Here is a 24,807-nt window from a genome sequence, read left to right on the forward strand (position 1 = left end):
CAAATGATGCCCAACAGCTGTCAGGAAATTTCGCGGCGGAACGGCGGCAGCGCGTTGAGGATCGCTTTGCCGTAACGCTGGGTGACGACACGTCGGTCGAGCAGCGTGATGGTGCCTCGGTCTTCTTCAGTCCGCAGCAAACGTCCACAGGCCTGGACCAGACGCAACGACGCGTCAGGCACGGCGATTTCCATGAACGGATTGCCGCCACGGGCTTCGATCCATTCCGCCAGCGCCGCTTCCACCGGATCATCAGGGACCGCGAACGGGATTTTGGCGATGACCACGTGTTCGCAGTACGCGCCGGGCAAATCCACCCCTTCGGCAAAACTGGCCAGGCCAAACAGTACGCTGGACTCACCACTGTCGACCCGCGCTTTGTGCTTGTTCAGGGTTTCCTGCTTGGACAGGTTGCCTTGAATGAAAACCTGCTTACGCCAGTCGCGCTCAAGGCCGTCGAATACTTCCTGCATCTGTTTACGCGAGGAGAACAGCACCAGGGTGCCACGCGAGCCCTCTACCAGTTTCGGCAGCTCGCGGATGATGGCAGCGGTGTGCGCCACGGCATCGCGGGGGTCTGCCTTGAGGTCCGGCACGCGCAACACACCCGCATCGGCGTGATGAAACGGGCTTGGCACCACGGCGGTTACTGCGCCTTTGGGCAGGCCTGCACGCATGCGAAAACGATCGAATTTACCCAGTGCGGTCAAGGTCGCCGAGGTCACCAGAGCGCCATAGGCAACGTTCCACAGGTTACGCCGGAGCATTTCCGCCGCGAGAATAGGGCTGGCGTTGACTTCGATATCGAACAACGAACCGCTGTCGGCCAGGGTCAACCAGCGCGCCATGGGCGGGCTGTCTTCCGGGTCTTCAGCGGTAAAGGCCGTCCACAACTCCCAGTTGCCATGGGCGCGGGCCAGCAAGCTGCCGAACAGCGGGTACCACTCTTCGGCTTGATGGCTGGCGATGCCAATGTTGACCTCGCCATCCATCCCTTCCTTGAGCAGCTCGGTCAGGCGCGTGAACAGGTCATCCAGCCGGGAAAAGCCCTTCTTCAACTCGATGCCCATGTCGCGCATGTGCTCGGGCACCACGCCACCGATGAAGCGGTGACGTGGGCGCTCGCGGCCTTCCATGTCTTCACCGGCCTTGAAATCGGCCAATTGTTCACAGGCGGCGAACATGAACTGTTGCTGGGTCTTGATCTCACGGGCCAGTTCCGGCACCTGCTCGATCAACTTGCCCAAGTCGCCCGGCAAAGGGTGCTGGGCCAGCAGTTTGGCGAGGTTCTTGGCGGTCTGCTCCAGCCAGTCCGACGTCGAGCGCAGGCGCGTGTAATGGGCAAAGTGGCCGATGGCTTTATCCGGCAGGTGATGGCCTTCATCGAATACGTACAGGGTCTCGCGCGGGTCAGGCAACACCGCGCCGCCGCCCAACGCCAGGTCTGCCAGCACCATGTCGTGGTTGGTGACGATGACATCGACTTTACTCATGCCCTCACGGGCCTTATAAAAAGCGCATTGGCCGAAGTTCGGGCAATGGCGATTGGTGCACTGGCTATGGTCGGTGGTCAGGCGCGCCCAATCCTGGTCTTCCAGCGCTTGCGGCCAGCTGTCACGGTCGCCGTCCCATTTATTGCCGGCGAGCTTTTCGATCATGCTGGTAAACAGCTTCTGACTGGCCTCATCGACTTCGATTTTGAAGCCTTCTTCTTCGAAAAGCTGGGCAGTGGCGTTGGTTGCATCACCTTCCTGCAGCAGCATGTCGAGCTTGGACAGGCACATATAGCGGCCGCGCCCCTTGGCCAGGGCGAAGCTGAAGTTCAATCCACTATTGCGCATCAGGTCCGGCAAGTCTTTGTAGACGATCTGCTCCTGCAGAGCGACGGTGGCCGTGGCGATTACCAGGCGCTTGCCCGCCGCCTTGGCAGTCGGAATCGCTGCAATGGCATACGCCACGGTCTTGCCGGTGCCGGTGCCCGCCTCGACGGCGACCACTGCCGGGTCGCCCGAACGCCGGCCTTCCTCGTCAGTGTCGATGTCGCCCAGCACTTTGGCGATCTCGGCGATCATCAAACGCTGGCCATAGCGCGGCTTGAGGCTCTTGGCTTCGAGGAAACGCGAATAGGCGCCCTGGATCTGGGATTTGAGTTCGTTACTGATCATTGGCTTAGGGCGCTACGAATGCTGGATGAGGGTGCTGGATAAATTTTCAGTGTTTCTGAGAGGCCGCTATCATACCGTGCTAATTCCTCTCGCGCAGAATGGAGTACCCGAATGACCGCTTTCGCCCTTGTCTACCCGTTGCACGTGCTGGCCGCCCTGATCTGGGTCGGCGGTATGTTCTTCGCCTGGATGGTCTTGCGCCCGGCAGCCGGTGTCGCTCTGGAAGGTCCTGCGCGCCTGAAATTGTGGGTCCAGGTGTTTCCGCGCTTCTTTCTCTGGGTCTGGGTGGCGGTGGTGGTATTGCCCGTCACAGGCGTAGGCATGATCCATCTGCAGTTCGCCGGTTTTGAACTGGCGCCGCGTTATGTGCAGGTAATGATGGGCTTGTACGTGGTGATGGTGGCGCTGTTTATCCGCATCCAGGCACTGCAATTGCCTGAACTGCGCCGTGCGGTGGCAGCCGAACAATGGCCAGAGGGCGCTGCTGTATTGGGCCGTATTCGCCGCCTGGTGGGGATTAATCTGATCGTGGGGCTGGTGCTGGTGGCCGTGGCTGCGGCTCGGTTCGGGTTTTGACAAGCAATCGGTGAAGCGCGCCTGATCAGAGGCTCAGCCTCGGGCGGTGTATCGGATACACCGCCCGAATACCGGCTTACAAACGCTGCAAGGTCAACGCACCATTGGGACCTGCCGCGCCGGGCTGGCCCGGTTGACCTGGCTTACCGGCTTTTCCGCCGTCAGCACGATAGACCACGCAGCCCTTTGAAGCGCCACCCTTGCCGGGATGGCCGCCCTCTCCTGCCAGACCACCCGCGCCGCCGTTGACCTGCACGTTCACACGCTCTGCCGGAAAGCTTTGTGGCAGTTCGATACGCACCTGCGCACCCGCTGCACCGTCGTGACCGTTGCCCCCATTGTCGCCATCATGCCCGCGACCCGCCTGACCCCAGGTGCAACCCGGAGCCTGACCATTCGCGCCGTCCAGGCCGACAAAACCGGGCGCGCCCGAACCACCACGGGCATCGACCGATAACGCTTCTGCCGTCAGGTTTTCCAGGCGCAAGGTCAGGTTACGGCCGGGCAATGCGGGTTTGAGGAATGTGCCGGGAGCGCCACGGGCAGTGATCTGGCTACCTGACGCCAACTGACCACGGCCTACCACCAGATTGAAGCCCTGTTCGCTGGGCACAATCGCAATCCGCGCTTCGTGGCCCAGTATCAATTCACCGACCTTTACTTCGACCAGACTGGAGGGAATCAGCAAGGTGCCGTAATCGGCGACTTCCAGACGTTCCAGTTGCAAGACGCTGGTTTTACCGGGCAGACGCATCAGCGAATGCGACTCGACCGTGACCACTTGGGCGATGGCCATCGGGCTGCACAATAAGGCCAACAGGCAAAGCTTACGCATGAGCAACCTCCGCCGATGGGCGGGAAATGGACTGGATGTGAAAAATACCGAACACAAGAATTTGCAGGCGGTCGCGCCATGGATGAACACGCCCGCGCAGGTTGCTATTGAATAGCATCAGTTCAAGCAGGTGGGTCAGCAATGCCAGGCTGCCGGCCAGACTGAGCAACACATCGAAAGGACTTGGCAGCACAGTGACCCTATTGACCAGCACCATCAGCCAGAATCCCAGCGTCATCACCTTCCCCAACCCCCAAAACAGCTTCATACATGCCCCTGGCAATTATTCTTTCGCGCACAGTAACGGCTTCTGCGCGAGATTTGCCAGCGGCCATTTAAAAATGTTCGAGCGCCCCGATTAGAGATGCTGTCTGCACCGTTAAAAATGTCGAGGCGACACACACGCATCGACCCGACATGTGTAAGCGCATCAACGATTGATTTTAATTTCCACACGACGGTTCAAGGCGCGCCCTTCAGCCGTTTTGTTATCGGCGACCGGACGACTTTCGCCTTCACCCACTACGGAGACGAAGCTGCTGCGTGCAATGCCCGTACTGACCAGATAATCAGTAACCGACATCGCCCGTTTTTTCGAGAGCTTCTTGTTGTAAGCGTCACTGCCGACACTGTCGGTGTGCCCGCTGACATGCAGTTGAGCGCTGGGCGCTTCTCTTTTCAGTCGCGTACTGATGAGGTCGAGTTTCGATTTATCAGCGGGGGTCAGTTTCGCCGAGTCGAACTTGAAGTACACGTCGTTGATAACAATCGTTTCTTCTTTAGGCACAACCGCTTCTACGACGACCGGTTCAGGCGCCGGGGCCACAACAGCTGGGCAGCCATTGGCATCGACCTGCACGCCTTTAGGCGTACCAGGGCACTTGTCGCGGCTGTCCGGTACACCATCACCATCTTCGTCGCCATCGCCGTGCACCCAGCAATAAGCGGCAGCCACGCCACCGCCGATCAACGCACCATAGCCCGCGAAAGTGGCGTTTTGAATCGCCCCTAATCCCGCACCGGTTACGCCACCGACTGCGGCACACATAGGCCAGTCGGTTTTTTGCAAACCTGCACAACCCGTCAATACACTGGTCAGCAGAATAAGAGGTAACGCTACCCGAAACATGCTCATTGAGTTCATCTCCTATGGGATCGGTCCAGAACCGATGCATTTGGAGTAAAGACCCCACTTTCAGAGTGCGCCAACCCACTGCAATAAAAGCGTCCCGCAAACGTGATACGCATAGGACTAGGCCATCTCGCTACAGCAGGCTAGTCTTGCAACTCAATTGAGGATTTTCGATGACCGAAGGCTTTTCTGTGCGCACGCCCCAACAGGCGCTGGCCGCATTACTTGATCGTTACGCACCCAAGCGTTTGTTGTTGATCGGTGCCGGAAGTTTTCCTGCACTTGAGGCGTTTCAGGCTGCTCACCCGGAAACCGAACTGGCCCATGCCGCACCCGGCGCCTTGCCGGCCGAGCTGGCGGCGCAACGCTTCGATCTGGCACTGGTGGTCGATTGCCTGGAGCATTTGCCCAAACGCCTCGGCCTGGAACTGCTGGGCGGGATCCGCAACCTGAACGCCAGCCGCATTGCCGTGCTCGCAGATCTGCATGCGTGCGGCTGGCAGGACACGGACTTTTATTCACTGGCACTGCAAGCCAGTGAACGCTTTGCCCGTGACGAGCAGATTCTGACCTTGTTCACTTACGACCTGCGTGAATACAAACAAGTCCCCGACTGGCTGAACGCCAAGTTCTGGGCCAATCCAGAGAATTTCGGCAAGTACTGGTGGTAAATCATGAGTAGTTCGATCTGCCCGTGTGGCAGCGGCAATTTACTGGACGCCTGCTGCGGGCATTATCACGCGGGCCTCCCCGCCCCAAGCGCGGAAGCCTTGATGCGCTCGCGCTACAGCGCCTATGTACTGGGCTTGATCGACTACCTGCTGGACACCACGCTGCCCGCGCAGAAGGAAGGTCTGGATCGCCAATCGATCAGTGACTGGAGCGCACACAGCACCTGGCTGGGCCTGACCGTCGAAAACGTGGAAGTGTTCGGCGGTAAACCCGAGCATGCGTTTGTAACCTTTGTTGCTCGCTGGCATGACGGCAGTGGCGAGCACAGCCATCGTGAGCGCTCGGCGTTCGTGCAGAATGAGGGTCGTTGGTATTTCATCGATCCCACCGTGCAGCTCAAGGCCGGACGCAACGACGCGTGCCCCTGTGGCAGCGGGCAAAAATTCAAGAAGTGTTGCGCCGGTTATCTGGGCTGAATCGGGTTCAGCTCAACGATAGGTACGACGTGTCTGGCGCAGGCCCTGGCTTGGGCCTCTCTAGCTGGCCCATGTCACTGCCCACTGGTGCCAGGCTGATTTGTGACAAATCCAGACGCGGCGCTGGCGTCTCGGCTTTTGGGTCCTGCATATCGCTACCCACCTCTGCGATCGAGAAATCAGGGGCATCTACCGCCGAAAAAGCCGCCATGTAGGCGTCTCTTGGGGCCACGTGTGATCGGTGACCAGGTTGAACCGGGCGGTTAAAGCCAGGCGCATCGGGCGGCGGCGCCAGCTCCACTTCCTCCATATCAACCTGCATGTCGACCTTTTCGACCAGGGCCCCGGCGCGCTCAAGCGTCGAGCGATATTTCTCTGCCGCAGCCTCATCGAGATTGTTCTTGAGCACCAGACGACGTCCGGAAAACAGCAGCTCGATGCGCTGGGCATCCGCCTGAAACAACTTCGCCAGGTTCGCCTCGACCCGCTCGCGCTGGGCGCCGGGGACCAATTGGCCCGTAAAGACAATTTCGTAAAGGTTCATTGGCCATACTCCTACTGCACATGCCCAGAGTATGGCGCAAGCCCACGCTCACAGGTCAAGAGGAAGTGCTCAGAGCCCTGCTGGCTTGGGGAGATCGACGTGATCGAGGTCTGGCTTGCTCCAAGGGTCGACATGCGTCATCAGGTTCAAGACTCGATGACGTTGCATCACATTCTGACGCGCCTCAACTGCAATCTCATGCCCCTCTTCAACGGTAATCGAAGCGTCCACCTCTATATGGGCGTCAACAATGATCATGTCGCCCATTTTACGCGTGCGTATATCGTGAACACCCTTGATACCAGGCGTTTCAATGAGCGTATTGCGAATCATGGCGACTTCTTTCTCGTCCGCAGCGCGGTCCATCAGGTCATGCAACGCATCCCAACTAAACGACCAGCCCATCTTGGAAACCATGCACCCGACAATCAGTGCCGCGATGGGATCAAGGATCGGATAACCCGCAAGGTTACCGACAATGCCAATCCCCACTACCAGCGATGAGGCGGCGTCTGACCGGGCGTGCCAGGCATTCGCAACCAACATGCTTGACTTGACCTTCTTGGCAACAGCCAGCATGAAACGAAACAGCAACTCTTTAGCGACAAGTGCTCCGGCAGCGACCCATAAAGCAATGACATGCACGGTTTGCACCGTCTCGGGTGCTTCGAGCTTACCGACGGCCGACCAAATCATGCCGACACCGACGGCCAGCAACAGTAAACCCAGCACCATTGATGCGGCGGTTTCAAAACGCAAATGCCCATAAGGATGGTCTTCATCCGCGTCCTTCTTACTGTTGTGGCTGGCGAACAGCACAACAAAGTCTGCCACCAGATCCGACAGCGAGTGAATACCATCGGCGACCAGGCCTTGAGACTTTGACAGTAGTCCCACCGCAATCTGAGTGAAGGACAGAACAACGTTTACCCCAACACTTACCCATGTGCAGCGAGAGGCAGCCGCTGCCCGTTCAGCAGGGCTATGGAGCTCGTCCTCTGGATCGTCAGCGAACTCTGGATGACTCATGTGTAGCTTCTCCTGTATCGGTAGAGGACGGCGCGCTGCCCACGTTGAGTTCACTGTGAATTCAGGAGTCTCCAAAGCGGATATAACACGCGTTGAACGAACAGCGTGAATGAACAACGCATTCAATACTCAGGGCAGACCATTAAATAGGCATTTAACAGGGTGTACATGCGAACGATTCAAAGTATGCAAACATTCTTATTTAGCAGGGTGCTATTTTAGATGACCCGTTTCTGTTGAGACAAGCGCATTACTTCATACAAAGCTTAAGGTTTCCTGAACACACGTTAATTTTACATTCATAAGAGGGGACTGTAATAACAGGTGTTGTTTATCAAGTTACCGTCCCGCAAGGCGGCTCTTTTTACTTCAGCGTCCGGGCCTCTTTGACGTCCGCCCGACCCCACAAGGATGACCGCCCTCCGGGAAAATATGACGCTACGCAGGAATTGGGCGATAATTCCTGCCGATTTTATTCTGGAGCGACCTCGATGAACCAAGAAACCCACGTTCATGGCCCTGACTGCAACCACGACCATGATCACCACCACCAGCACGCACACGTCCATGGTCCGGACTGCGGCCACGCGCCCCAGGAGCCAGTGCGCAACACCTTGAAGGATGTTGGCCGCAACGACCCATGCCCTTGCGGCAGCGAGAAAAAATTCAAGAAATGCCACGGCGCTTAATGTAACCAGCGCATCGCCAACCGCGCTACGAGCCAACGTGTGTATGCGTTGGTCTAAACGGTCAATCCGCCGAAGCCTTGAATGCCCGGCGCCTGAAAGGGCGCCTTCGCAGGCAACGTAGTCCACATCCCTGGATAAATCCGCACATTAGCCGCGATGGCTGCTTGCGTGGCGCGTGCCTGCTCACTAACGTAGCGCCTTTCCACGCCAACCCCCGCAGGAGCTTTGCCATGGCCTCGCCAGCCCTCTCACATTTTCTACCCCGGTTCGGCGTTGCCGCAGCAGTCGCTGGAGCCCTGAGCCTGGCCGGTTGTCAGCTCAACGGCGGCGGTAGCGACACGCTGCCACCGACCTCTGGCGTGTACCCGCTCAAAGGGTTGGCGCAAAACGTTTCGGTACGCCGCAACAACCTCGGCATGCCGCTGATTGAAAGCAACACCTTTCACGATGCGCTCTTCACCCTGGGTTATGTTCACGCCAGTGACCGTATCAGCCAGATGGTCGGCATGCGTTTGTTGGCCCAAGGTCGCCTGTCCGAAATGGCCGGCCCCAGCGCGCTGGAAATCGACCGCCTGATGCGCTCGGTCAACCTGAAGAAAAGCGCCAGCGAGCTGTACAACGGTTCTTCGCCACGCCTGAAACGCTTCTTTGAAGTCTATGCGCGCGGCGTTAACGCCTACCTGTTCCGCTACCGCGACAAGTTGCCGGCGGATTTGGCTGCGTCTGGTTACCATCCTGAGTACTGGAAACCGGAAGACTCTGCGCTGATCTTCAGCCTGCTGAACTTCGGCGTGTCAAAAAACCTCCAGGAAGAACTGTCATCCCTGGTGTTGGCGCAAAAAGTCGGCGCGGACAAACTCGCCTGGCTAATCCCGACCTACCCCGATGAAGAGTTGCCGTTCGCAGAAGCCGACAAGCTCAAGGGTTTGAACCTTGGCCAGGTGTCCGGGCTGAGCGATCTGAATCGAGTCGCCAGCCAACTGTCCGACCTGAACATGCTCGGTGTGGCGGCCTCCAACAACTGGGCGATCTCGCCACAGCGCAGCAGGAGCGGCAAAAGCCTGCTGGCCAACGACATACACCAGAGCGCAAAACTGCCTTCTGCGTGGAACTTCGTGCAGATCCGCGCCCCGAAATATCAGGCTGCCGGCGTCTCCATTGCAGGCCTGCCCTTAGTGATGGCGGGCTTCAACGGCAAGCTGGCGTGGAGCATGAACGGGGTCATGGGCGACAATCAGGACCTGTTCATCGAGAAGCTCAAACGCGAAAACAACACACTGTTCTACATGGCCGATGGCAAATGGCAGCCCGCCATCGTTCGCAATGAAACCTTCTTCGTCAAAGGAGAACGCCCCGTTCGCGAAGCCATCTACGAAACGCGTCACGGGCCGCTGCTCAACAGCGCGCTGGGCGAACGAACAAGCCCGCAACAACCGGTGCAACTGAACAGCGGTTTTGGTTTGGCCCTGCAAACACCAGACTTCAAAGACGACAAAAGCATGGACGCGTTCTTCAACCTGTCCCGCGCTCAAAGCGTCGAAAAAGCCTCCGATGCCAGCCGCGAAATTCGCGCCATAGCCCTGAACATGGTGTTCGCCGATGCGCAGAACATCGGCTGGCAAGTCACCGGCCGCTTCCCGAATCGCCGTGAAGGGCTTGGCTTGCTGCCGTCTCCGGGCTGGGACAGCCGTTTTGATTGGGACGGTTTCGCCGACCCGATGCTGCACCCCTACGATCAAGACCCGGTACAAGGCTGGATAGGCACCGCCAACCAGCGCACCGTGCCTAAAGGTTATGGCATGCAGCTGTCGAACTCCTGGAACTACCCGGAGCGCGCCGACCGCATCGCAGAAATGGCGGGCAGCGGTAAGCAGGACACCCGCAGCATGATCGCCATGCAGTACGACCAGACCACGACCTTCGCCGCCAAACTGAAAAAGATGTTCGAAACGCCGGGCATGGCTCAATCGCTGAAACAGGCAATCGAAGCCCTGCCTGCGGCTGATCGCGCCAAGGCACACGAAGCGTTCACGCGCCTGATGGCATTCGATGGCAAGCTCTCCGCCAACTCGGCCGATGCGGCGCTGTATGAGCTGTTCCTTCAGGAAAGTGCCAAGCAGATATTCCTCGACGAGCTGGGTTCTGAAACCAGTCCGGCCTGGAAAGCCCTGGTCGAAAGCGCCAACCTCTCCTACTCAGCCCAAGCCGATCACCTGCTGGGACGTGAGGACAGCCCGTATTGGGATGACACCCGAACGCCGCAAAAAGAAGACAAACCGACCATCCTCGCCCGTAGCCTGGCAGCGGCCATCACAGCAGGCGAAAGCCAGCTGGGCAGCGATCACAAGGCTTGGCAATGGGGCAAACTGCACCATTACACCTGGACCTCGGAAGGCAGCCAGCGCAGCCCCGTGCCCGCCGGCGGCGACCACAGCACGCTCAACGAATCGGCTTACAACTGGGGTCAGAACTTCGATACCCGGCTGATTCCGGCCACGCGCATCATCGTCGACTTCGGCCAGCAGGAGCCGATGATGGGGCAGAGCACCGGCCAATCCGCCAACCCCGCCAGCTCACATTACGCCGATGGCATCGACCCTTGGCTCAAAGGCCAATACATGAGCATCCCGATGCAGCCGCAGAACTTCGACAAGGTCTATGGCAAGCAACGACTGACGCTGACACCCGGCAAATAATGGGAGGCGGCGTGTCTGGCACGCCGCATCGCCCCACGATGGGGCGTCGTCCGCACGTGTGCTCGACGGACGATTCCAGCGTGCTCGTTTTAGTGGCATATTGGCCCGCGAAGAAACTCGTCTATTCTGTAGCTCGTTCTGAGCTCGCAATGAGCGCGCATCGATCAAAGTCATCATTGCGACAACTCTGTACATTTAAAACGCACGTTCGTCTCTTTGGTTCAAAAATTGCTATCTTCTTCGGGTCTGGCGCTCGCCGGTAGCAAGCCTCGCGTGTTCCCAACGCTCATTTTGGTTTTAAGGACTGATCAATGAAAAAAGCATGGCTGACCCTTTCCGCATTGGCTATTTGTCTGGCCGCTGGTAATGCAATGGCCAAGGAATACAAGGAATTGCGTTTCGGCGTCGATCCTTCTTATGCGCCTTTCGAATCAAAAGCCGCCGATGGCAGCCTGGTGGGCTTCGATATCGATCTGGGCAATGCGATTTGCGCCGAGCTGAAAGTTAAATGCAAATGGGTCGAGAGCGATTTCGACGGCATGATTCCGGGCCTGAAAGCCAACAAATTCGACGGCGTTATCTCGTCGATGACCGTTACAGATGCGCGGATGAAGGTGATCGACTTCTCCAATGAGCTGTTCTCCGGCCCGACTTCGCTGGTGTTCAAGAAAGGCGCTGGCGTAACCGCCGACCCTGCAACACTCAAAGGCAAGAAAGTTGGCTATGAGCAAGGCACCATTCAGGAAGCCTACGCCAAGGCCGTATTGGACAAAGCGGGTGTAACAACCCAGGCCTATGCGAACCAGGACCAGGTTTATGCTGACCTGACTTCCGGCCGTCTCGATGCCGCAGTGCAAGACATGCTGCAAGCTGAACTGGGCTTTTTGAAGTCGCCAGCAGGTGCCGGCTTCGAAGTCAGCGAGGCTATCAACGATCCACTGTTGCCGGCAAAAACGGCAATCGGTATCTCGAAAGGTAACAAAGACCTGAAGGCACTGCTGGATAAAGGTATCAAAGCGTTACACGACGATGGCAAATATGCAGAAATCCAGAAAAAACACTTTGGCGATCTGAACCTGTACAGCGGTAAATAACATCCCAACGCCCGTCGATTTCAGGTGAAAATCTGTCACCCGATTCGATGGGCGTTTTTTTGACCGCAAAAGGTTTGATCCATGTTTGACGAAATGCTGCAAACCCTTGGATTGTCCGCCTTCAGCTTGAAAGGCTTCGGCCCGCTGCTGCTTCAAGGCACCTGGATGACCATCAAATTATCGCTACTGTCGCTGCTGGTGAGCATCGTGCTCGGCCTGATCGGCGCCAGCTGCAAACTTTCGAGTCTGCGCATAGTGCGCATACCGGCGCAGCTCTACACCACATTGATCCGCGGCGTGCCCGATCTGGTGTTGATGCTGCTGATTTTCTACAGCTTGCAAACCTGGCTGACCGGTCTCACAGAAGCCATGGACTGGGACTACATCGAAATCGACCCGTTCGCGGCCGGGGTCATCACCCTCGGGTTTATCTATGGCGCCTATTTCACCGAAACGTTCCGTGGCGCGATTCTCTCCGTCCCACGCGGGCAGGTCGAAGCCGCCACCGCGTATGGTTTGAAACGCAGCCAACGCTTCCGTTTCGTGGTGTTCCCGCAAATGATGCGTTTCGCCCTGCCAGGCATCGGCAACAACTGGATGGTGATGCTCAAGGCCACCGCGCTGGTGTCGATCATCGGCCTCGCCGATCTGGTCAAAGCCGCTCAGGATGCAGGCAAAAGCACGTATCAACTGTTTTTCTTTCTGGTCGTGGCCGCACTGATCTACCTTCTGATCACCAGCATTTCCAACGTTGCTTTGCGCTGGGCCGAACGACGCTATGCCGCAGGTAGCCGGGAGGCACAACGATGATCGAACTTCTCCAGGATTACTGGCGGCCCTTCCTTTATAGCGACGGCTACCACATCACCGGCCTGGCCATGACCATGTGGCTGCTCAGCGCTTCGATCGCTATCGGCTTTGTGGTATCGATCCCGCTGTCTATCGCCCGGGTGTCGCGCAAGTTCTGGGTGCGCTTGCCGGTACAGTTCTACACCTACCTGTTTCGTGGAACACCGCTGTATATCCAGCTGCTGATTTGCTACACCGGTATCTACAGCATCGCCGCCGTGCGTGCCCAGCCATTGCTGGATGCGTTTTTCCGCGACGCGATGAATTGCACGATTCTGGCGTTCGCCCTGAACACGTGTGCTTACACCACGGAGATTTTCGCCGGGGCGATTCGCAGCATGCACCATGGTGAAGTCGAAGCGGCCAAAGCCTACGGGCTCAGCGGCTGGAAACTCTATGCCTACGTGATCATGCCATCGGCACTACGACGTTCGCTGCCGTTCTACAGCAACGAAGTCATTCTGATGCTGCACTCGACCACCGTGGCCTTCACCGCGACCGTGCCGGACATTCTCAAGGTGGCGAGGGACGCCAACTCGGCGACCTTCATGACCTTCCAGTCCTTTGGTATCGCCGCCCTGATTTACTTGACGATCACCTTTGCCCTGGTCGGCCTGTTCCGATTGGCCGAGCGCCGTTGGCTGGCGTTCCTGGGGCCGGCTCACTAGGACTTTTTTCATGCGCCACCACACGCACAATCTGCTCGCCCCGCTGCCCGGGACCGCGCGGCAGATCCACAGTTTTCATTACGGCCCGGAAAACTCTGGCTGCAAGGTTTATATCCAGGCGTCCCTGCATGCGGACGAATTGCCCGGCATGCTGGTGGCCTGGTACCTGAAGCAGCGTCTGGCCGAGCTGGAAAGCGCCGGCCTGCTGTTGGGCGAAATCGTCATCGTCCCGGTCGCCAACCCCATCGGCCTGGAACAAGTGCTGATGGACATCCCGCTGGGTCGCTACGAGCTGGAGAGCGGGCAGAACTTCAATCGCTGGTTTGTCGATTTGAGCCTGCAGGTCGGTGACGATGTCGAAGCGCGGCTCAATGATGACCCGCAGCACAACCTTGAACTGATCCGCAGCAGCCTGCGCGCGGCGTTGTCAGCCCAGGTCGTTGATACACAGTTGCAATCGCAACGGCTGACCCTGCAACGTCTGGCGTGTGATGCCGACATAGTGCTGGACCTGCATTGTGATTTCGAAGCGGTGGAGCACCTTTACACCACTCCCGAGGCCTGGCCTCAAGTCGAGGCGCTGTCACGCTACCTGGGCGCTCAGGCCAGCCTGTTGGCCACCGATTCCGGCGGGCAATCGTTCGATGAATGCTTCACCCTGCTTTGGTGGCAATTGCAGCAGCGCTTCGGCGCACGCTTTGCAGTCCCCATGGGCAGCTTTTCGGTGACCCTGGAATTGCGCGGCCAAGGCGACGTCAATCACGCCCTGGCCAGCCGCGACTGTCAGGCACTGATCAACTATTTGACGCAGCACGGCGTGATCGCCGGAGATCCGGCCCCCCAGCCAGAGCTGTTGTACCCGGCAACACCGCTGGCCGGTGTCGAGCCGGTCGCAACGCCGGTCGGCGGTCTGCTGGTGTTCTGTGCCCAACCCGGTGAGTTTCTGGAAGCCGGGCAACAAATCGCCGAAATCATCGATCCGATCAGCGATCGGGTAACGCCGATCCACACTCTCAATCCCGGCTTGTTGTATGCCCGCTCCTTGCGGCGCATGGCGACCGCCGGCATGGTCATCGCTCACGTCGCAGGCACCGAAGCCTACCGTAGCGGTTACCTGCTTTCTCCTTAAGGACTGCACGGCATGTACAAACTGACCATCGATGGCCTGCACAAGTGCTATGGCGACAACGAGGTGCTCAAAGGCGTATCGCTCAAAGCAAGCACGGGCGACGTGATCAGCCTGATCGGTGCCAGCGGCTCGGGTAAAAGTACCTTTTTGCGCTGCATCAACTTTCTGGAAACACCCAATAGTGGCGCCATGACCCTGGACGGCAAGCCCGTGCGCATGATCAGCGACAAGCACGGCATGCACGTCGCCGACCCTGCCGAACTGCAGCGCATCCGCACTCGCCTGGCAATGGTGTTCCAGCATTTCAATCTATGGAGCCACATGACCGTGCTGGAGAACGTCAGCATGGCCCCGCGCCGTGTGCTGGGTGTTTCCAAACGCGAAGCCGAAGACCGTGCGCGCAAGTACCTGGACAAAGTCGGCCTGCCGGCACGCGTTGCCGAGCAATATCCGGCGTTCCTCTCAGGCGGCCAACAACAGCGCGTGGCGATTGCCCGTGCGCTGGCGATGGAACCGGAAGTGATGCTGTTCGACGAACCTACCTCGGCACTGGACCCTGAACTGGTCGGCGAAGTACTTAAAGTGATTCAAGGCCTGGCTGAAGAAGGCCGCACCATGATCATGGTTACCCACGAAATGAGTTTTGCCCGTAAAGTCTCGAATCAGGTGATGTTCCTGCACCAGGGCCTGGTCGAAGAGCAAGGGCATCCTGACGACGTGCTGGGCAACCCGCAAAGCGATCGGCTGCGGCAGTTTTTGAGCGGGAATTTGAAATAGCGGGGGAAGCCCTCTCGCGCGGTAGTACGAACCGAGTACACACGCCACTCGCCACGTTCGGGCGTTGCATTCAAACGACGGGCTTGGGTGGCGCCTCATCTGGAAGGGTTGGCACACCAGGCTCCGTGGGTTCGGTCGGCTCTTCAGGCTGCTCGTTGGGTGAATCGGGGTCTGGTTGGCCGGGAATGCCACCGATCATGTTGATCTGGGGGAAAGCGAGCAATGACCACGCCAGCAGGCCCACATGGTTGTGCTTGCTGTCTGCGGCGGGGGCGATGCGTTTCGAACTTGACGTCATAGGGCACTCCTGAGTGTCGACTCCCCTCGCTCGGCGCGAGAGGGAACAGTCCAGTCAATAGAGTGCCAAAATGGCCACTAATTCCCCTAGCGCCCGATCAACGGCAAATCAAGTACGCGGCAACGTCACGCCGCGTTGACCCTGATACTTGCCGCCACGATCTTTATAAGAAATTTCGCACTCTTCGTCGGATTCCAGAAACAGCATCTGGGCCACACCTTCATTTGCGTAGATTTTCGCCGGCAAGGTGGTGGTGTTGGAGAACTCCAGCGTCACATGGCCTTCCCACTCAGGCTCGAGCGGCGTCACGTTAACGATAATTCCGCAACGCGCATAAGTACTTTTGCCCAGACAGATGGTCAGCACATTACGCGGAATGCGGAAATATTCGACCGTGCGCGCCAAGGCAAACGAGTTTGGCGGGATGATGCAGACATCGCTTGTCACGTCGACGAAGCTCTTTTCATCGAAATTTTTCGGGTCCACCGTCGCCGAGTTGATGTTGGTAAACACCTTGAACTCAGCGGCACACCGCACATCGTAACCGTAGCTCGACACACCGTAGGAGATCAGCCGGTTAGCGCCTTCACCGCGGACCTGGCGCTCTACAAAGGGCTCGATCATCCCGTGCTCTAGCGCCATGCGGCGAATCCACTTGTCCGATTTGATGCTCATGGCGGTGTCCTGAATAGCGAGGTGGAAAAAGATGTCTGGCATCTTACCGGGCCGGGCCTTCGGGTTCAAAGACTCTAGAGGTCACGGCCATCGATCCGGACCCGTCTTTAGGCGTGATTGAAAATAATCCTGAACAAGGCATTGGCACTTCTCGAAAAACCAGTTAAGGTGACGTCACTGTGTTGCTTGTGTCACTGAGAATCTCTACACGATGTTGAATTTCGATCCAACCATCTCCAAGAATTTTTCCTGCTCTTTGCACTCAGTCTCGGCCAGGGTTCTTCCTGTGTCGCAGTTAACTTTGTCCAAGGAGATACACCATGTCTAATCGCCAAACTGGTACCGTTAAGTGGTTCAACGATGAAAAAGGCTTCGGCTTCATCACTCCACAATCCGGTGACGACTTGTTCGTTCACTTCAAAGCTATCCAATCTGACGGCTTCAAAAGCCTGAAAGAAGGCCAACAGGTTTCTTTCGTCGCTACCCGCGGCCAGAAAGGTATGCAAGCTGAAGAAGTTCAAGTTATCTAACTTGTACTGAATCGCTTAAAAAAAGCCCCGCCCTCAAAAGCGGGGCTTTTTTACGCCCGTAGAAAATGTAAATGCGTTGCTGCGACAGCGTGAGCACCCAGCGGATGCCCACGGCAATACAAAATCAGTCGTCGCTAATGGTGATGTTCGGCATCGCCTGCGCCTGAGCTTCCTGCAAGACGATTCTCGCCCCAACGTGACGGGCCAGTTCCTGATAAACCATGGCAATCGGGCTTTCTGGATCAGCTATCACCGTCGGCTTGCCACCATCGGCCTGCTCGCGAATCACAATCGACAGCGGCAATGACGCCAGCAGCTCGACATCGTATTGCGCAGCGAGCTTCTCGCCGCCACCCTCACCGAACAGATGCTCCGCGTGACCGCAATTGGAGCAGATGTGCACGGCCATGTTTTCCACAACGCCCAACACCGGAATGTTGACCTTACGGAACATTTCGACGCCTTTCTTGGCATCCAGCAACGCCAGATCCTGCGGAGTGGTGACAATCACCGCGCCCGCCACAGGGACTTTCTGCGCCAGCGTGAGCTGAATATCCCCCGTACCAGGCGGCATATCGATGACCAGATAATCCAGGTCATTCCACGCCGTTTGCGTAATCAGTTGCAGCAGCGCACCGGAAACCATCGGTCCGCGCCAGACCATCGGCGTGTTGTCATCGGTCAGGAACGCCATGGACATGACTTCAATACCGTGCGACTCGATGGGCACGAACCACTTCTGATCCTTGATCTTCGGCCGCGTGCCTTCGGGGATGCCGAACATCACACCCTGGCTCGGACCATAGATATCGGCATCAAGAATGCCGACCCGTGCGCCTTCGCGAGACAACGCCAGCGCCAGGTTTGCGGCGGTAGTGGATTTGCCCACGCCGCCCTTTCCGGAAGCAACTGCGACGATGTTCTTAACATTGGCCAAGCCCGGGATTTGCCCCTGAGCCTTGTGCGCGGTGATCACACTGCGCACCTCGACCTTGGCCGAGGACACACCCTCCATCCCCTCTATAGCCATTTGCAGCATTTGCGCCCAGCCGTTCTTGAACAGGGCGGCGGCATAACCCAACTCAAGCTGAACGCTGACGCGATCGCCCTGAATATCGATAGCACGCACACAGCCCGCGCTGACAGGGTCTTGATTCAAATAAGGGTCGGTATATTGGCGAAGCACGGCTTCCACCGCTGCGCGATTGACGGCGCTCATGGCTACTCCCGGTAAAAAGACTGAGTAAAACAGACGGCTATCCTACCCCTTCTGAAAGGTGCCGGCATGCTTTCACAGCATGCCGATCTGTTGGCTGATCACGGGCAATGCTCGCCAACGGGGTGAAATATATCGCCCAGACCTTTATAGTGACCGACCTCCGTTTCACTTCAAATAGCCGAGCCCCATGTCCGAGCCACGCAAGATTCTCGTCACCAGCGCCCTGCCCTATGCCAATGGATCGATCCACCTTGGCCATATGCTTGAGTACATCCAGACCGATATGTGGGTGCGCTTCCAGAAGCATCGCGGCAATCAGTGCATCTATGTCTGCGCGGACGACGCCCACGGCTCGGCAATCATGCTACGCGCTGAAAAAGAAGGGATTACCCCGGAACAGCTGATCGACAACGTCAAGGCTGAACACAGCGCCGACTTTGCAGACTTCCTGGTGGATTTTGATAATTTCCACTCGACCCACTCCGACGAAAACCGTGAGCTGTCGAGCCTGATCTATACCCGCTTGCGCGACGCTGGCCATATCGCTACCCGTTCAATTACCCAGTATTTCGACCCGGAAAAGCAGATGTTCCTGGCCGACCGGTTCATCAAGGGCACCTGCCCTAAATGCGGCACCGAAGATCAGTACGGCGATAACTGCGAAAAGTGCGGCGCGACCTACGCTCCGACCGACCTGAAAGACCCGAAATCGGCGATTTCCGGGGCAACTCCGGTACTGAAAGAGTCCCAGCACTTCTTCTTCAAGCTGCCAGACTTCGATGCCATGCTCAAAAGCTGGACCCGCAGCGGCACATTGCAGGACGCCGTGGCGAACAAAATCGCCGAATGGCTGGATGCAGGCCTGCAACAGTGGGACATTTCACGCGATGCGCCGTATTTCGGTTTCGAGATTCCAGGCGAGCCGGGCAAGTATTTCTACGTCTGGCTGGACGCACCAATTGGTTACATGGCCAGCTTCAAGAACCTTTGCGCACGCCGTCCTGACTTGGACTTCGATGCTTACTGGGCCAAAGATGCCAAGACCGAGCTGTACCACTTCATTGGCAAGGACATCATCAACTTCCACGCCTTGTTCTGGCCAGCCATGCTCGAAGGTGCAGGTTTCCGTAAGCCAAACGCAATCAACGTCCACGGCTACCTGACCGTCAACGGCCAGAAAATGTCGAAATCGCGCGGCACCTTCATCAAGGCCCGTACGTACCTGGACAACCTGTCGCCGGAATACCTGCGCTATTACTACGCGGCCAAGCTCGGCCGAGGCGTCGACGACCTGGACCTGAACCTGGAAGACTTCGTGCAAAAGGTCAATTCCGACCTGATCGGCAAAGTGGTCAACATTGCCAGCCGTTGCGCCGGTTTCATCCATAAAGGCAATGCTGGCGTGCTGGTCGCAGGCAATGCCGCGCCAGAATTGACCGACGCTTTCCTTGCCGCAGCCCCCAGCATCGCCGACGCGTACGAAACGCGTGATTTTGCTCGCGCCATGCGCGAAATCATGGGCCTGGCCGACCGCGCCAACGCCTACATCGCAGAAAAAGCACCCTGGTCGCTGGCCAAACAGGAAGGCAAGCAAGACGAAGTCCAGGCTGTTTGTGCGCTGGGCATCAACCTGTTCCGCCAACTGGTGATTTTCCTCAAACCCGTCCTGCCGCTGCTGGCAGCCGACGCAGAGGCCTTCCTGAACGTCGCGCCGCTGACCTGGAACGACCACCAGACGCTCCTGAGCAATCATCAGCTCAATCCGTTCCAGGCGCTGATGACCCGAATCGACCCCGTAAAAGTGCAAGCCATGACCGACGCCTCGAAAGAAGACCTGACCGCCAGCCAGACCTCCCCTGCCCCACAAGGTAATGGCGAACTGGTCAAAGAACCGTTGGCCGCCGAGATCGATTTCGGTGCATTCGAAGCAGTAGACCTTCGCGTGGCCCTGATCCTCAAGGCCGAACACGTTGAAGGCGCCGACAAGCTCCTGCGCCTGACCCTGGATATTGGCGACGAACAGCGCAATGTCTTTTCCGGAATCAAGAGCGCCTATCCGAATCCAGCCGAGCTGGAAGGTCGCCTGACCATGATGATCGCCAACCTCAAACCACGCAAAATGCGCTTTGGCATCTCCGAAGGCATGGTGATGGCGGCGGGTCCTGGTGGCGAAGAAATCTACCTGCTCAGCCCGGACAGCGGCGCCAAGCCTGGTCAACGCATCAAGTAAGCCCGACAAAAAGCCCGCGAACAGTGCTGTTCGTGGGCTTTTTTATGGAAGAAGTACGCCCTGCATCCTTGCCGGGTACTATCTTTCTTAAAGGCTCCCTCGCCTGATCGCTCACTCCCGGCATGACCATGACCGACTTCATCCTGACCCTCATCAGCGCCGCATTGATCAACAATCTCGTATTGCAGTTGCCGCTGGGGGTCGACCCGCTACTCAAGGCCACGCGCCACTCTGACTTCACCCGCTCGCAGGTGCATGCACTGGGTATTGCAACCGCCTGGATAATGCTTTCAAGCACGCTCATCAGTTACCTGCTGTATCGCTATCTGCTGATGCCGCTGGAGCTGACGTACCTGCGTTTGTTTGTATTCCTGCCGGTCAGCGTAGTGTTGATCACGCCATGCTTATCCATGCTTTCTCGATTCTTGCCGCGATTGCCCTTCGACGGGCTGTGGCCGCTACTGCTGGGTAACGCCGGGATTCTCGGGTTGGCGTTGCTGAGCGCACAGGCCGATAAGGGAATTTTCTTTACGCTGGCGTTGAGCCTTGGGGCCGGACTGGGTTTCTGGTGGGTACTGAGCCTGTTTCACGATCTTCGTCAACGTATTCATACCCAGGATGTTCCACTGCCTTTTCGCGGCATGCCGATCGAACTGATCAGCGCCGGTTTGATGGGCTTGGCCTTTCTCGGCTTCAGTGGGCTGGTCAAACCATGAACCTGATTCAACATATCGATGCGCTGCTGCCGCAGACACAGTGTGGCAAATGTGGGCATCCCGGCTGCAAGCCTTATGCAGAAGGAATCGCCAGCGGCGAAGCGATCAATAAGTGCCCGCCCGGCGGCGACGAAACCATCGCCGCACTCGCCCGGCTACTGGAAGTCCCTGTCGTACCACTGGACCTCGAGCGCGGCCCCGCGCCAGCGCAGATCGCGTTCATCCGTGAAGCCGAGTGCATTGGCTGCACCAAATGCATTCAGGCCTGCCCGATAGATGCCATCGTTGGCGCCGCAAAACTGATGCACACCGTCATCATCGATGAGTGCACAGGTTGCGATCTGTGCGTGGCGCCTTGCCCAGTGGATTGCATCGAAATGCACCCGTTGCCACTCAGCGTGATCCCCGTCGTTGGCGGCATGGCGTTTAACAGCGAATCGCAACACGCCCGCGCCAGCAAGCGTAACCATGCGCGCCGACGTTTCGAGCTGCGCAATGACCGGCTGCGCCGCGAAGAAGAGCATAAGCAGGCCGAACGGCTGGCCCGCGCTCAACGCCCAGCTCAAACACCCGTAACCGCAGCAACGCCTGCACTCAATCCCGTACAGGCCGCCATCGAGCGCATCCGTGCGCAAAAAGCTGCGGCCAATGACCAGGCCCTGAAAAAAGCCAAGATTGCCTTGGCAATGAGCCGGGCGCAGTTGAACAAGTCGCTCAAGGCTTTCGGGCATCCGCCCACCGCCGAACAGCAAGCGCAACTGGTCGTGTTACAGCGCGAATTCGAAGCCGCCGAACACACCTTGATCACGCTTGAAGCAAACGCCCAGACGCAACCCAAGGTCGACGCTCATGCCACCGCCTGAAGCAGCCGCCAGCCCGACCGAACAGGTCAGCGAGCGCCTGCAAAAGACCATGAGCCTAGTGTTACTGGCCACGGTACCTGGCGCACTGGTGCTCTTGTGGTTTTATGGATGGGGCGTTTTGATCAATTGGCTACTGGCGGCCAGCATGGCCTTGGCAGCCGAAGCCCTGGTGCTCACGTTGCGTCAACAGCCACTCAAGCCCTCGCTGAGCGACGGCAGCGCACTGGTCAGTGCAACGCTGCTGGCATTCGCCTTGCCGCCCTATTCACCGTGGTGGCTGACGCTGCTGGCCAGCGGCTTTGCGCTGCTGTGTGGCAAGCACCTGTTCGGTGGCGTGGGGAAAAACCCGTTCAATCCGGCCATGCTTGGGTATGCCTTGGTGCTGGTATCGTTTCCGCAACAGATGAACCACTGGCCCGCGCCTCACGGCCTGAACCTGATGGGCGGCCTGCAACAGATTTTCGGTTTCAGTCTCGGCTCGACGACGCCACCCGATGCCTGGGCTCAAGCCACTGCGCTGGACGCCTTGCGGATCAACAAAAGCCTGACCATCGACGAACTGTTCGCGGGCAATCTGTCATTCGGTCACTTCGGCGGCAAAGGTGCAGAGTGGGTCAACCTGGCATTTCTCCTGGGAGGTGTATTTCTGCTGCAACGCCGGGTAATCGCCTGGCATGCGCCAGCGGGAATGCTCGGCAGCCTGTTTATCATCAGCTTGCTCTGCTGGAACGGTTCGGGGTCGGATTCCCATGGCTCGCCGCTGTTCCACCTGCTGACCGGTGCAAGCATGTTAGGCGCGTTCTTTATCGCGACAGAACCGGTGTCCGGCCCCAAAAGCCCGCACGCACGCCTCTTGTTTGGCGCCGGAGTGGGCGTGATCACCTACCTGATTCGCACGTGGGGCGCCTACCCTGACGGGGTCGCTTTCGCGGTGCTGTTGATGAACCTTACAGTGCCTGCGCTGGAGCGCCTGGAGCGAATGCGGCCTTCCGAAGAGAACCCGGAACCGCGTCATGAATAAACCCTCCAGAGCACTCAGCGTGTTGATCATCACCCTCCTCGCCTGTGTCGGTGCGGGCCTGACGATCGCCCTGCAACACGGGGCAAGCACGCGAATCATCGCCGCGCGTGAGACGGCTCAAGCACAAGCATTTCTATCGATTCTGCCACCGGACAGTTTCGACAATCACCCCTTGCAGCACCCTTTGACCTTGCCTGAGCGCACGCCTGCAACCCAGACAGTCATCGCCGCGTACCTTGCAACGCTAGGTGATCAGCCCTGCGCCATCCTTTTCCACAGCCAGACGCAGGGCTACTCCGGGACCATCGAGCTGCTGATTGGCGTTTCGACCACTGGCAAACTGATTGGGGTAAAAGTCCTCAAGCAAAGCGAAACACCGGGTCTGGGCGCGCGTATCGCGACCGAACCTGGCTGGCTGGCACGCTTTCTCGGCAAATCAACGAATGACCCGGCAGAGTCGGGTTGGGCATTGAAAAAAGACAACGGCCAATTCGATCAGATCGCGGGGGCGACGATTACGTCTCGAGCCGCCACCGGTGCGATCCACGACACACTGCAATTCTTCGATGCCTATCGAGCGCAACTCCTGTCGCCATCCACAGGTAACCCGCCATGAGTGAGCGAGCGCAACAGAACAACGACTTCAGTCCCCTTCTTGGCCCGCTGAGCCTGACACCCCTCCTGGGTGTCACTGATTCGCTCGTACGGGCCATGGGGCTCTTGTTGGTCCTATGGATTGTCGGCGGCCTGCACAATGTATTGATCCGGTGGATGCGCCCGCTACTGAACCCCGGCTCGCACCTGCTCGCCAGCGCACTGCTGGCCGCCGCACTGGTCAGTTGCGCTGAACTGGTGTTGCAGGCCCAAGCGCTGGCGCTCTATCAGGGCCTGGGGATCTACCTGGCATTGATCGGCACTCATTGCGTGCTGAGCGAGTGCACAAGCGACGTGACTGACGACCGGACTCGGAATTATCCCACGCTGATCGTTCTGTTCAGCGTACTGATGCTGACCCTCGGGCTGTTGCGCGAGTTACTGGGCAACGGCACCCTGTTCAGCCATGCCCAGTGGCTGTTCGGCGCAAACGCGACACATTGGGAAGTGGATGTATTTTCAGGGGGGCTGCACCTTGCCCTCCTGACGCCAGGAGGGTTTATCCTGCTAGGACTGCTCCTGGCTGCGAGAAACGTCTGGGCAAGCCGCTCAGGCCCCATTCGAACGCCTGATGCCGAGAACATCGATCGACTCTCCGCCTCCAAGGAAACGCTTCAGCCATGAATGCCGCAAAACGCCTGGAAATTTTCCGTCGCCTGCGCGAAGACAATCCGGAACCTAAAACCGAATTGGCCTACAGCTCACCGTTCGAACTGCTGATCTCCGTGATTCTTTCGGCCCAAGCGACAGATGTCGGGGTCAACAAAGCCACCGCGCGCCTGTATCCGGTGGCCAATACTCCTCAAGCGATTTACGACCTGGGCGTGGCGGGCTTGTCCGAGTACATAAAAACCATCGGCCTCTACAACAGCAAAGCAAAAAACGTCATCGAGACCTGCAGGATGCTGGTCGAACTGCACGGTGGTCAGGTACCGCAGACCCGAGAAGCGCTGGAAGCACTGCCGGGCGTCGGACGCAAAACCGCCAACGTCGTTCTTAACACCGCTTTTCGCCAACTGACCATGGCGGTCGACACCCATATCTTCCGCGTCAGCAATCGCACAGGCATCGCCCCCGGCAAGAATGTAGTCGAGGTGGAGAAGCAATTGATGAAGTTTATTCCGAAGGATTTCCTGCTCGATGCTCATCACTGGCTCATCCTGCATGGCCGTTATGTTTGCCAGGCCCGAAAGCCCCGTTGTGGCAGTTGCAGGATAGAAGACCTCTGCGAATACAAGGACAAGACGTCTGACGATTGAGCGATAGAGGT

At 58.1% G+C, this 24,807-nt stretch carries 26 protein-coding genes and 1 pseudogene; 18 read left to right on the top strand and 9 right to left on the bottom strand.

Translation table 11 applies throughout. The features are described from left to right. Positions 1-20: 20 nt before the first annotated feature. Complete coding sequence (dinG, locus tag K0F75_RS22390) at positions 21-2,165, bottom strand: ATP-dependent DNA helicase DinG (protein ID WP_219064146.1); 2,145 nt, start codon at positions 2,163-2,165, stop codon at positions 21-23. Between the two features lie 111 nt (positions 2,166-2,276). Between dinG and K0F75_RS22395 the strand changes: the two genes are divergently transcribed. Beyond that, complete coding sequence (locus tag K0F75_RS22395; protein ID WP_219064147.1) at positions 2,277-2,741, top strand: CopD family protein; 465 nt, start codon at positions 2,277-2,279, stop codon at positions 2,739-2,741. 76 nt (positions 2,742-2,817) lie between these two features. Here K0F75_RS22395 and K0F75_RS22400 read toward each other — a convergent pair whose 3' ends face one another. The 3 genes from K0F75_RS22400 to K0F75_RS22410 all read right to left on the bottom strand — a co-directional run bounded on the left by K0F75_RS22400 (position 2,818) and on the right by K0F75_RS22410 (position 4,711). Then, positions 2,818-3,576: a collagen-like protein gene (locus tag K0F75_RS22400; protein ID WP_219064148.1), complete on the bottom strand. Its 759-nt coding sequence runs from the start codon at positions 3,574-3,576 to the stop codon at positions 2,818-2,820. Continuing rightward, positions 3,569-3,844 (bottom strand): DUF1145 domain-containing protein, encoded by a 276-nt coding sequence (locus K0F75_RS22405; RefSeq protein WP_219064149.1) that lies wholly within the window; start codon positions 3,842-3,844, stop codon positions 3,569-3,571. The genes K0F75_RS22400 and K0F75_RS22405 overlap by 8 nt, the downstream gene beginning before the upstream one ends. 162 nt (positions 3,845-4,006) lie before the next feature. Next, on the bottom strand, positions 4,007-4,711 hold the full coding sequence (locus K0F75_RS22410; RefSeq protein ID WP_219064150.1) for an OmpA family protein: 705 nt from the start codon (positions 4,709-4,711) through the stop codon (positions 4,007-4,009). A gap of 170 nt (positions 4,712-4,881) precedes the next feature. Here K0F75_RS22410 and K0F75_RS22415 point away from each other — a divergent pair, with 170 nt between their 5' ends. After that, a complete protein-coding gene (locus K0F75_RS22415) occupies positions 4,882-5,379 on the top strand; it encodes a DUF6231 family protein (RefSeq protein ID WP_219064151.1) in 498 nt (165 codons plus the stop codon). 3 nt (positions 5,380-5,382) lie between these two features. Next, the gene (locus K0F75_RS22420) at positions 5,383-5,856 is read left to right on the top strand and encodes a YchJ family protein (protein ID WP_219064152.1); all 474 of its coding nucleotides are present in this window, start codon (positions 5,383-5,385) and stop codon (positions 5,854-5,856) included. 7 nt (positions 5,857-5,863) lie between these two features. Here K0F75_RS22420 and K0F75_RS22425 read toward each other — a convergent pair whose 3' ends face one another. Then, complete coding sequence (locus K0F75_RS22425; RefSeq protein ID WP_219064153.1) at positions 5,864-6,400, bottom strand: hypothetical protein; 537 nt, start codon at positions 6,398-6,400, stop codon at positions 5,864-5,866. Between the two features lie 69 nt (positions 6,401-6,469). Beyond that, complete coding sequence (locus K0F75_RS22430) at positions 6,470-7,429, bottom strand: cation diffusion facilitator family transporter (RefSeq protein ID WP_219064154.1); 960 nt, start codon at positions 7,427-7,429, stop codon at positions 6,470-6,472. A 491-nt stretch (positions 7,430-7,920) separates the two neighbouring features. Here K0F75_RS22430 and K0F75_RS22435 point away from each other — a divergent pair, with 491 nt between their 5' ends. The 7 genes from K0F75_RS22435 (at position 7,921) to K0F75_RS22465 (ending at position 15,331) form a co-directional block, all read left to right on the top strand. Further along, entirely contained in the window at positions 7,921-8,118 is a 198-nt protein-coding gene (locus K0F75_RS22435) for an SEC-C metal-binding domain-containing protein (RefSeq protein ID WP_219064155.1), read from the top strand. A 230-nt stretch (positions 8,119-8,348) separates the two neighbouring features. Continuing rightward, positions 8,349-10,814, top strand: coding sequence for a penicillin acylase family protein (locus K0F75_RS22440; protein ID WP_219064156.1), 2,466 nt, complete (start codon positions 8,349-8,351; stop codon positions 10,812-10,814). 311 nt (positions 10,815-11,125) lie between these two features. Next, complete coding sequence (locus K0F75_RS22445; protein ID WP_219064157.1) at positions 11,126-11,908, top strand: transporter substrate-binding domain-containing protein; 783 nt, start codon at positions 11,126-11,128, stop codon at positions 11,906-11,908. An 81-nt stretch (positions 11,909-11,989) separates the two neighbouring features. Then, on the top strand, positions 11,990-12,718 hold the full coding sequence (locus K0F75_RS22450) for an ABC transporter permease (protein WP_219064158.1): 729 nt from the start codon (positions 11,990-11,992) through the stop codon (positions 12,716-12,718). Continuing rightward, entirely contained in the window at positions 12,715-13,425 is a 711-nt protein-coding gene (locus tag K0F75_RS22455) for an ABC transporter permease (RefSeq protein WP_219064159.1), read from the top strand. Before K0F75_RS22450 ends, K0F75_RS22455 begins: the two co-directional genes overlap by 4 nt. A 10-nt stretch (positions 13,426-13,435) precedes the next feature. Next, the gene (locus K0F75_RS22460) at positions 13,436-14,554 is read left to right on the top strand and encodes a succinylglutamate desuccinylase/aspartoacylase family protein (RefSeq protein WP_219064160.1); all 1,119 of its coding nucleotides are present in this window, start codon (positions 13,436-13,438) and stop codon (positions 14,552-14,554) included. Between the two features lie 12 nt (positions 14,555-14,566). After that, on the top strand, positions 14,567-15,331 hold the full coding sequence (locus K0F75_RS22465; protein WP_219064161.1) for an ABC transporter ATP-binding protein: 765 nt from the start codon (positions 14,567-14,569) through the stop codon (positions 15,329-15,331). A 70-nt stretch (positions 15,332-15,401) separates the two neighbouring features. Here K0F75_RS22465 and K0F75_RS22470 read toward each other — a convergent pair whose 3' ends face one another. After that, entirely contained in the window at positions 15,402-15,629 is a 228-nt protein-coding gene (locus tag K0F75_RS22470) for a hypothetical protein (RefSeq protein WP_219064162.1), read from the bottom strand. Between the two features lie 108 nt (positions 15,630-15,737). Continuing rightward, positions 15,738-16,304, bottom strand: a complete 567-nt coding sequence (dcd, locus tag K0F75_RS22475) for a dCTP deaminase (protein ID WP_219064163.1) — start codon at positions 16,302-16,304, stop codon at positions 15,738-15,740. A 320-nt stretch (positions 16,305-16,624) separates the two neighbouring features. Here dcd and K0F75_RS22480 point away from each other — a divergent pair, with 320 nt between their 5' ends. Beyond that, positions 16,625-16,834: a cold-shock protein gene (locus tag K0F75_RS22480; protein WP_014336857.1), complete on the top strand. Its 210-nt coding sequence runs from the start codon at positions 16,625-16,627 to the stop codon at positions 16,832-16,834. Positions 16,835-16,958: 124 nt separating this feature from the next. Here the strand turns inward: K0F75_RS22480 and apbC are convergent, their stop codons facing one another. Next, positions 16,959-18,053 carry an iron-sulfur cluster carrier protein ApbC gene (gene apbC, locus K0F75_RS22485; protein WP_219064164.1) on the bottom strand — a complete coding sequence of 365 codons (1,095 nt, stop codon included), beginning with the start codon at positions 18,051-18,053 and terminating at the stop codon, positions 16,959-16,961. Positions 18,054-18,240: 187 nt separating this feature from the next. Between apbC and metG the strand changes: the two genes are divergently transcribed. From metG to nth, 7 genes and pseudogenes are all read left to right on the top strand, one after another. Next, entirely contained in the window at positions 18,241-20,283 is a 2,043-nt protein-coding gene (gene metG / locus K0F75_RS22490) for a methionine--tRNA ligase (RefSeq protein ID WP_219064165.1), read from the top strand. 128 nt (positions 20,284-20,411) lie between these two features. Further along, complete coding sequence (locus K0F75_RS22495; RefSeq protein ID WP_219064166.1) at positions 20,412-20,999, top strand: electron transport complex protein RnfA; 588 nt, start codon at positions 20,412-20,414, stop codon at positions 20,997-20,999. Further along, a pseudogene (gene rsxB / locus K0F75_RS22500) lies at positions 20,996-21,853 on the top strand (electron transport complex subunit RsxB); the annotation flags it as partial. The gene K0F75_RS22495 and the pseudogene rsxB, both read left to right, overlap by 4 nt. After that, positions 21,849-22,883: an RnfABCDGE type electron transport complex subunit D gene (locus tag K0F75_RS22505; RefSeq protein ID WP_219064168.1), complete on the top strand. Its 1,035-nt coding sequence runs from the start codon at positions 21,849-21,851 to the stop codon at positions 22,881-22,883. The pseudogene rsxB and the gene K0F75_RS22505, both read left to right, overlap by 5 nt. Then, positions 22,876-23,499, top strand: a complete 624-nt coding sequence (locus K0F75_RS22510; protein ID WP_219064169.1) for an RnfABCDGE type electron transport complex subunit G — start codon at positions 22,876-22,878, stop codon at positions 23,497-23,499. The genes K0F75_RS22505 and K0F75_RS22510 overlap by 8 nt, the downstream gene beginning before the upstream one ends. After that, entirely contained in the window at positions 23,496-24,161 is a 666-nt protein-coding gene (locus K0F75_RS22515; protein WP_219064170.1) for an Rnf-Nqr domain containing protein, read from the top strand. Before K0F75_RS22510 ends, K0F75_RS22515 begins: the two co-directional genes overlap by 4 nt. After that, positions 24,158-24,796, top strand: coding sequence for an endonuclease III (gene nth, locus K0F75_RS22520; RefSeq protein ID WP_219064171.1), 639 nt, complete (start codon positions 24,158-24,160; stop codon positions 24,794-24,796). The genes K0F75_RS22515 and nth overlap by 4 nt, the downstream gene beginning before the upstream one ends. The last annotated feature ends 11 nt before the right edge of the window (positions 24,797-24,807 follow it).

Origin of the sequence: Pseudomonas sp. UMAB-08 (genome assembly GCF_900095225.1) — a bacterium.
Taxonomy (GTDB): Bacteria; Pseudomonadota; Gammaproteobacteria; order Pseudomonadales; family Pseudomonadaceae; genus Aquipseudomonas.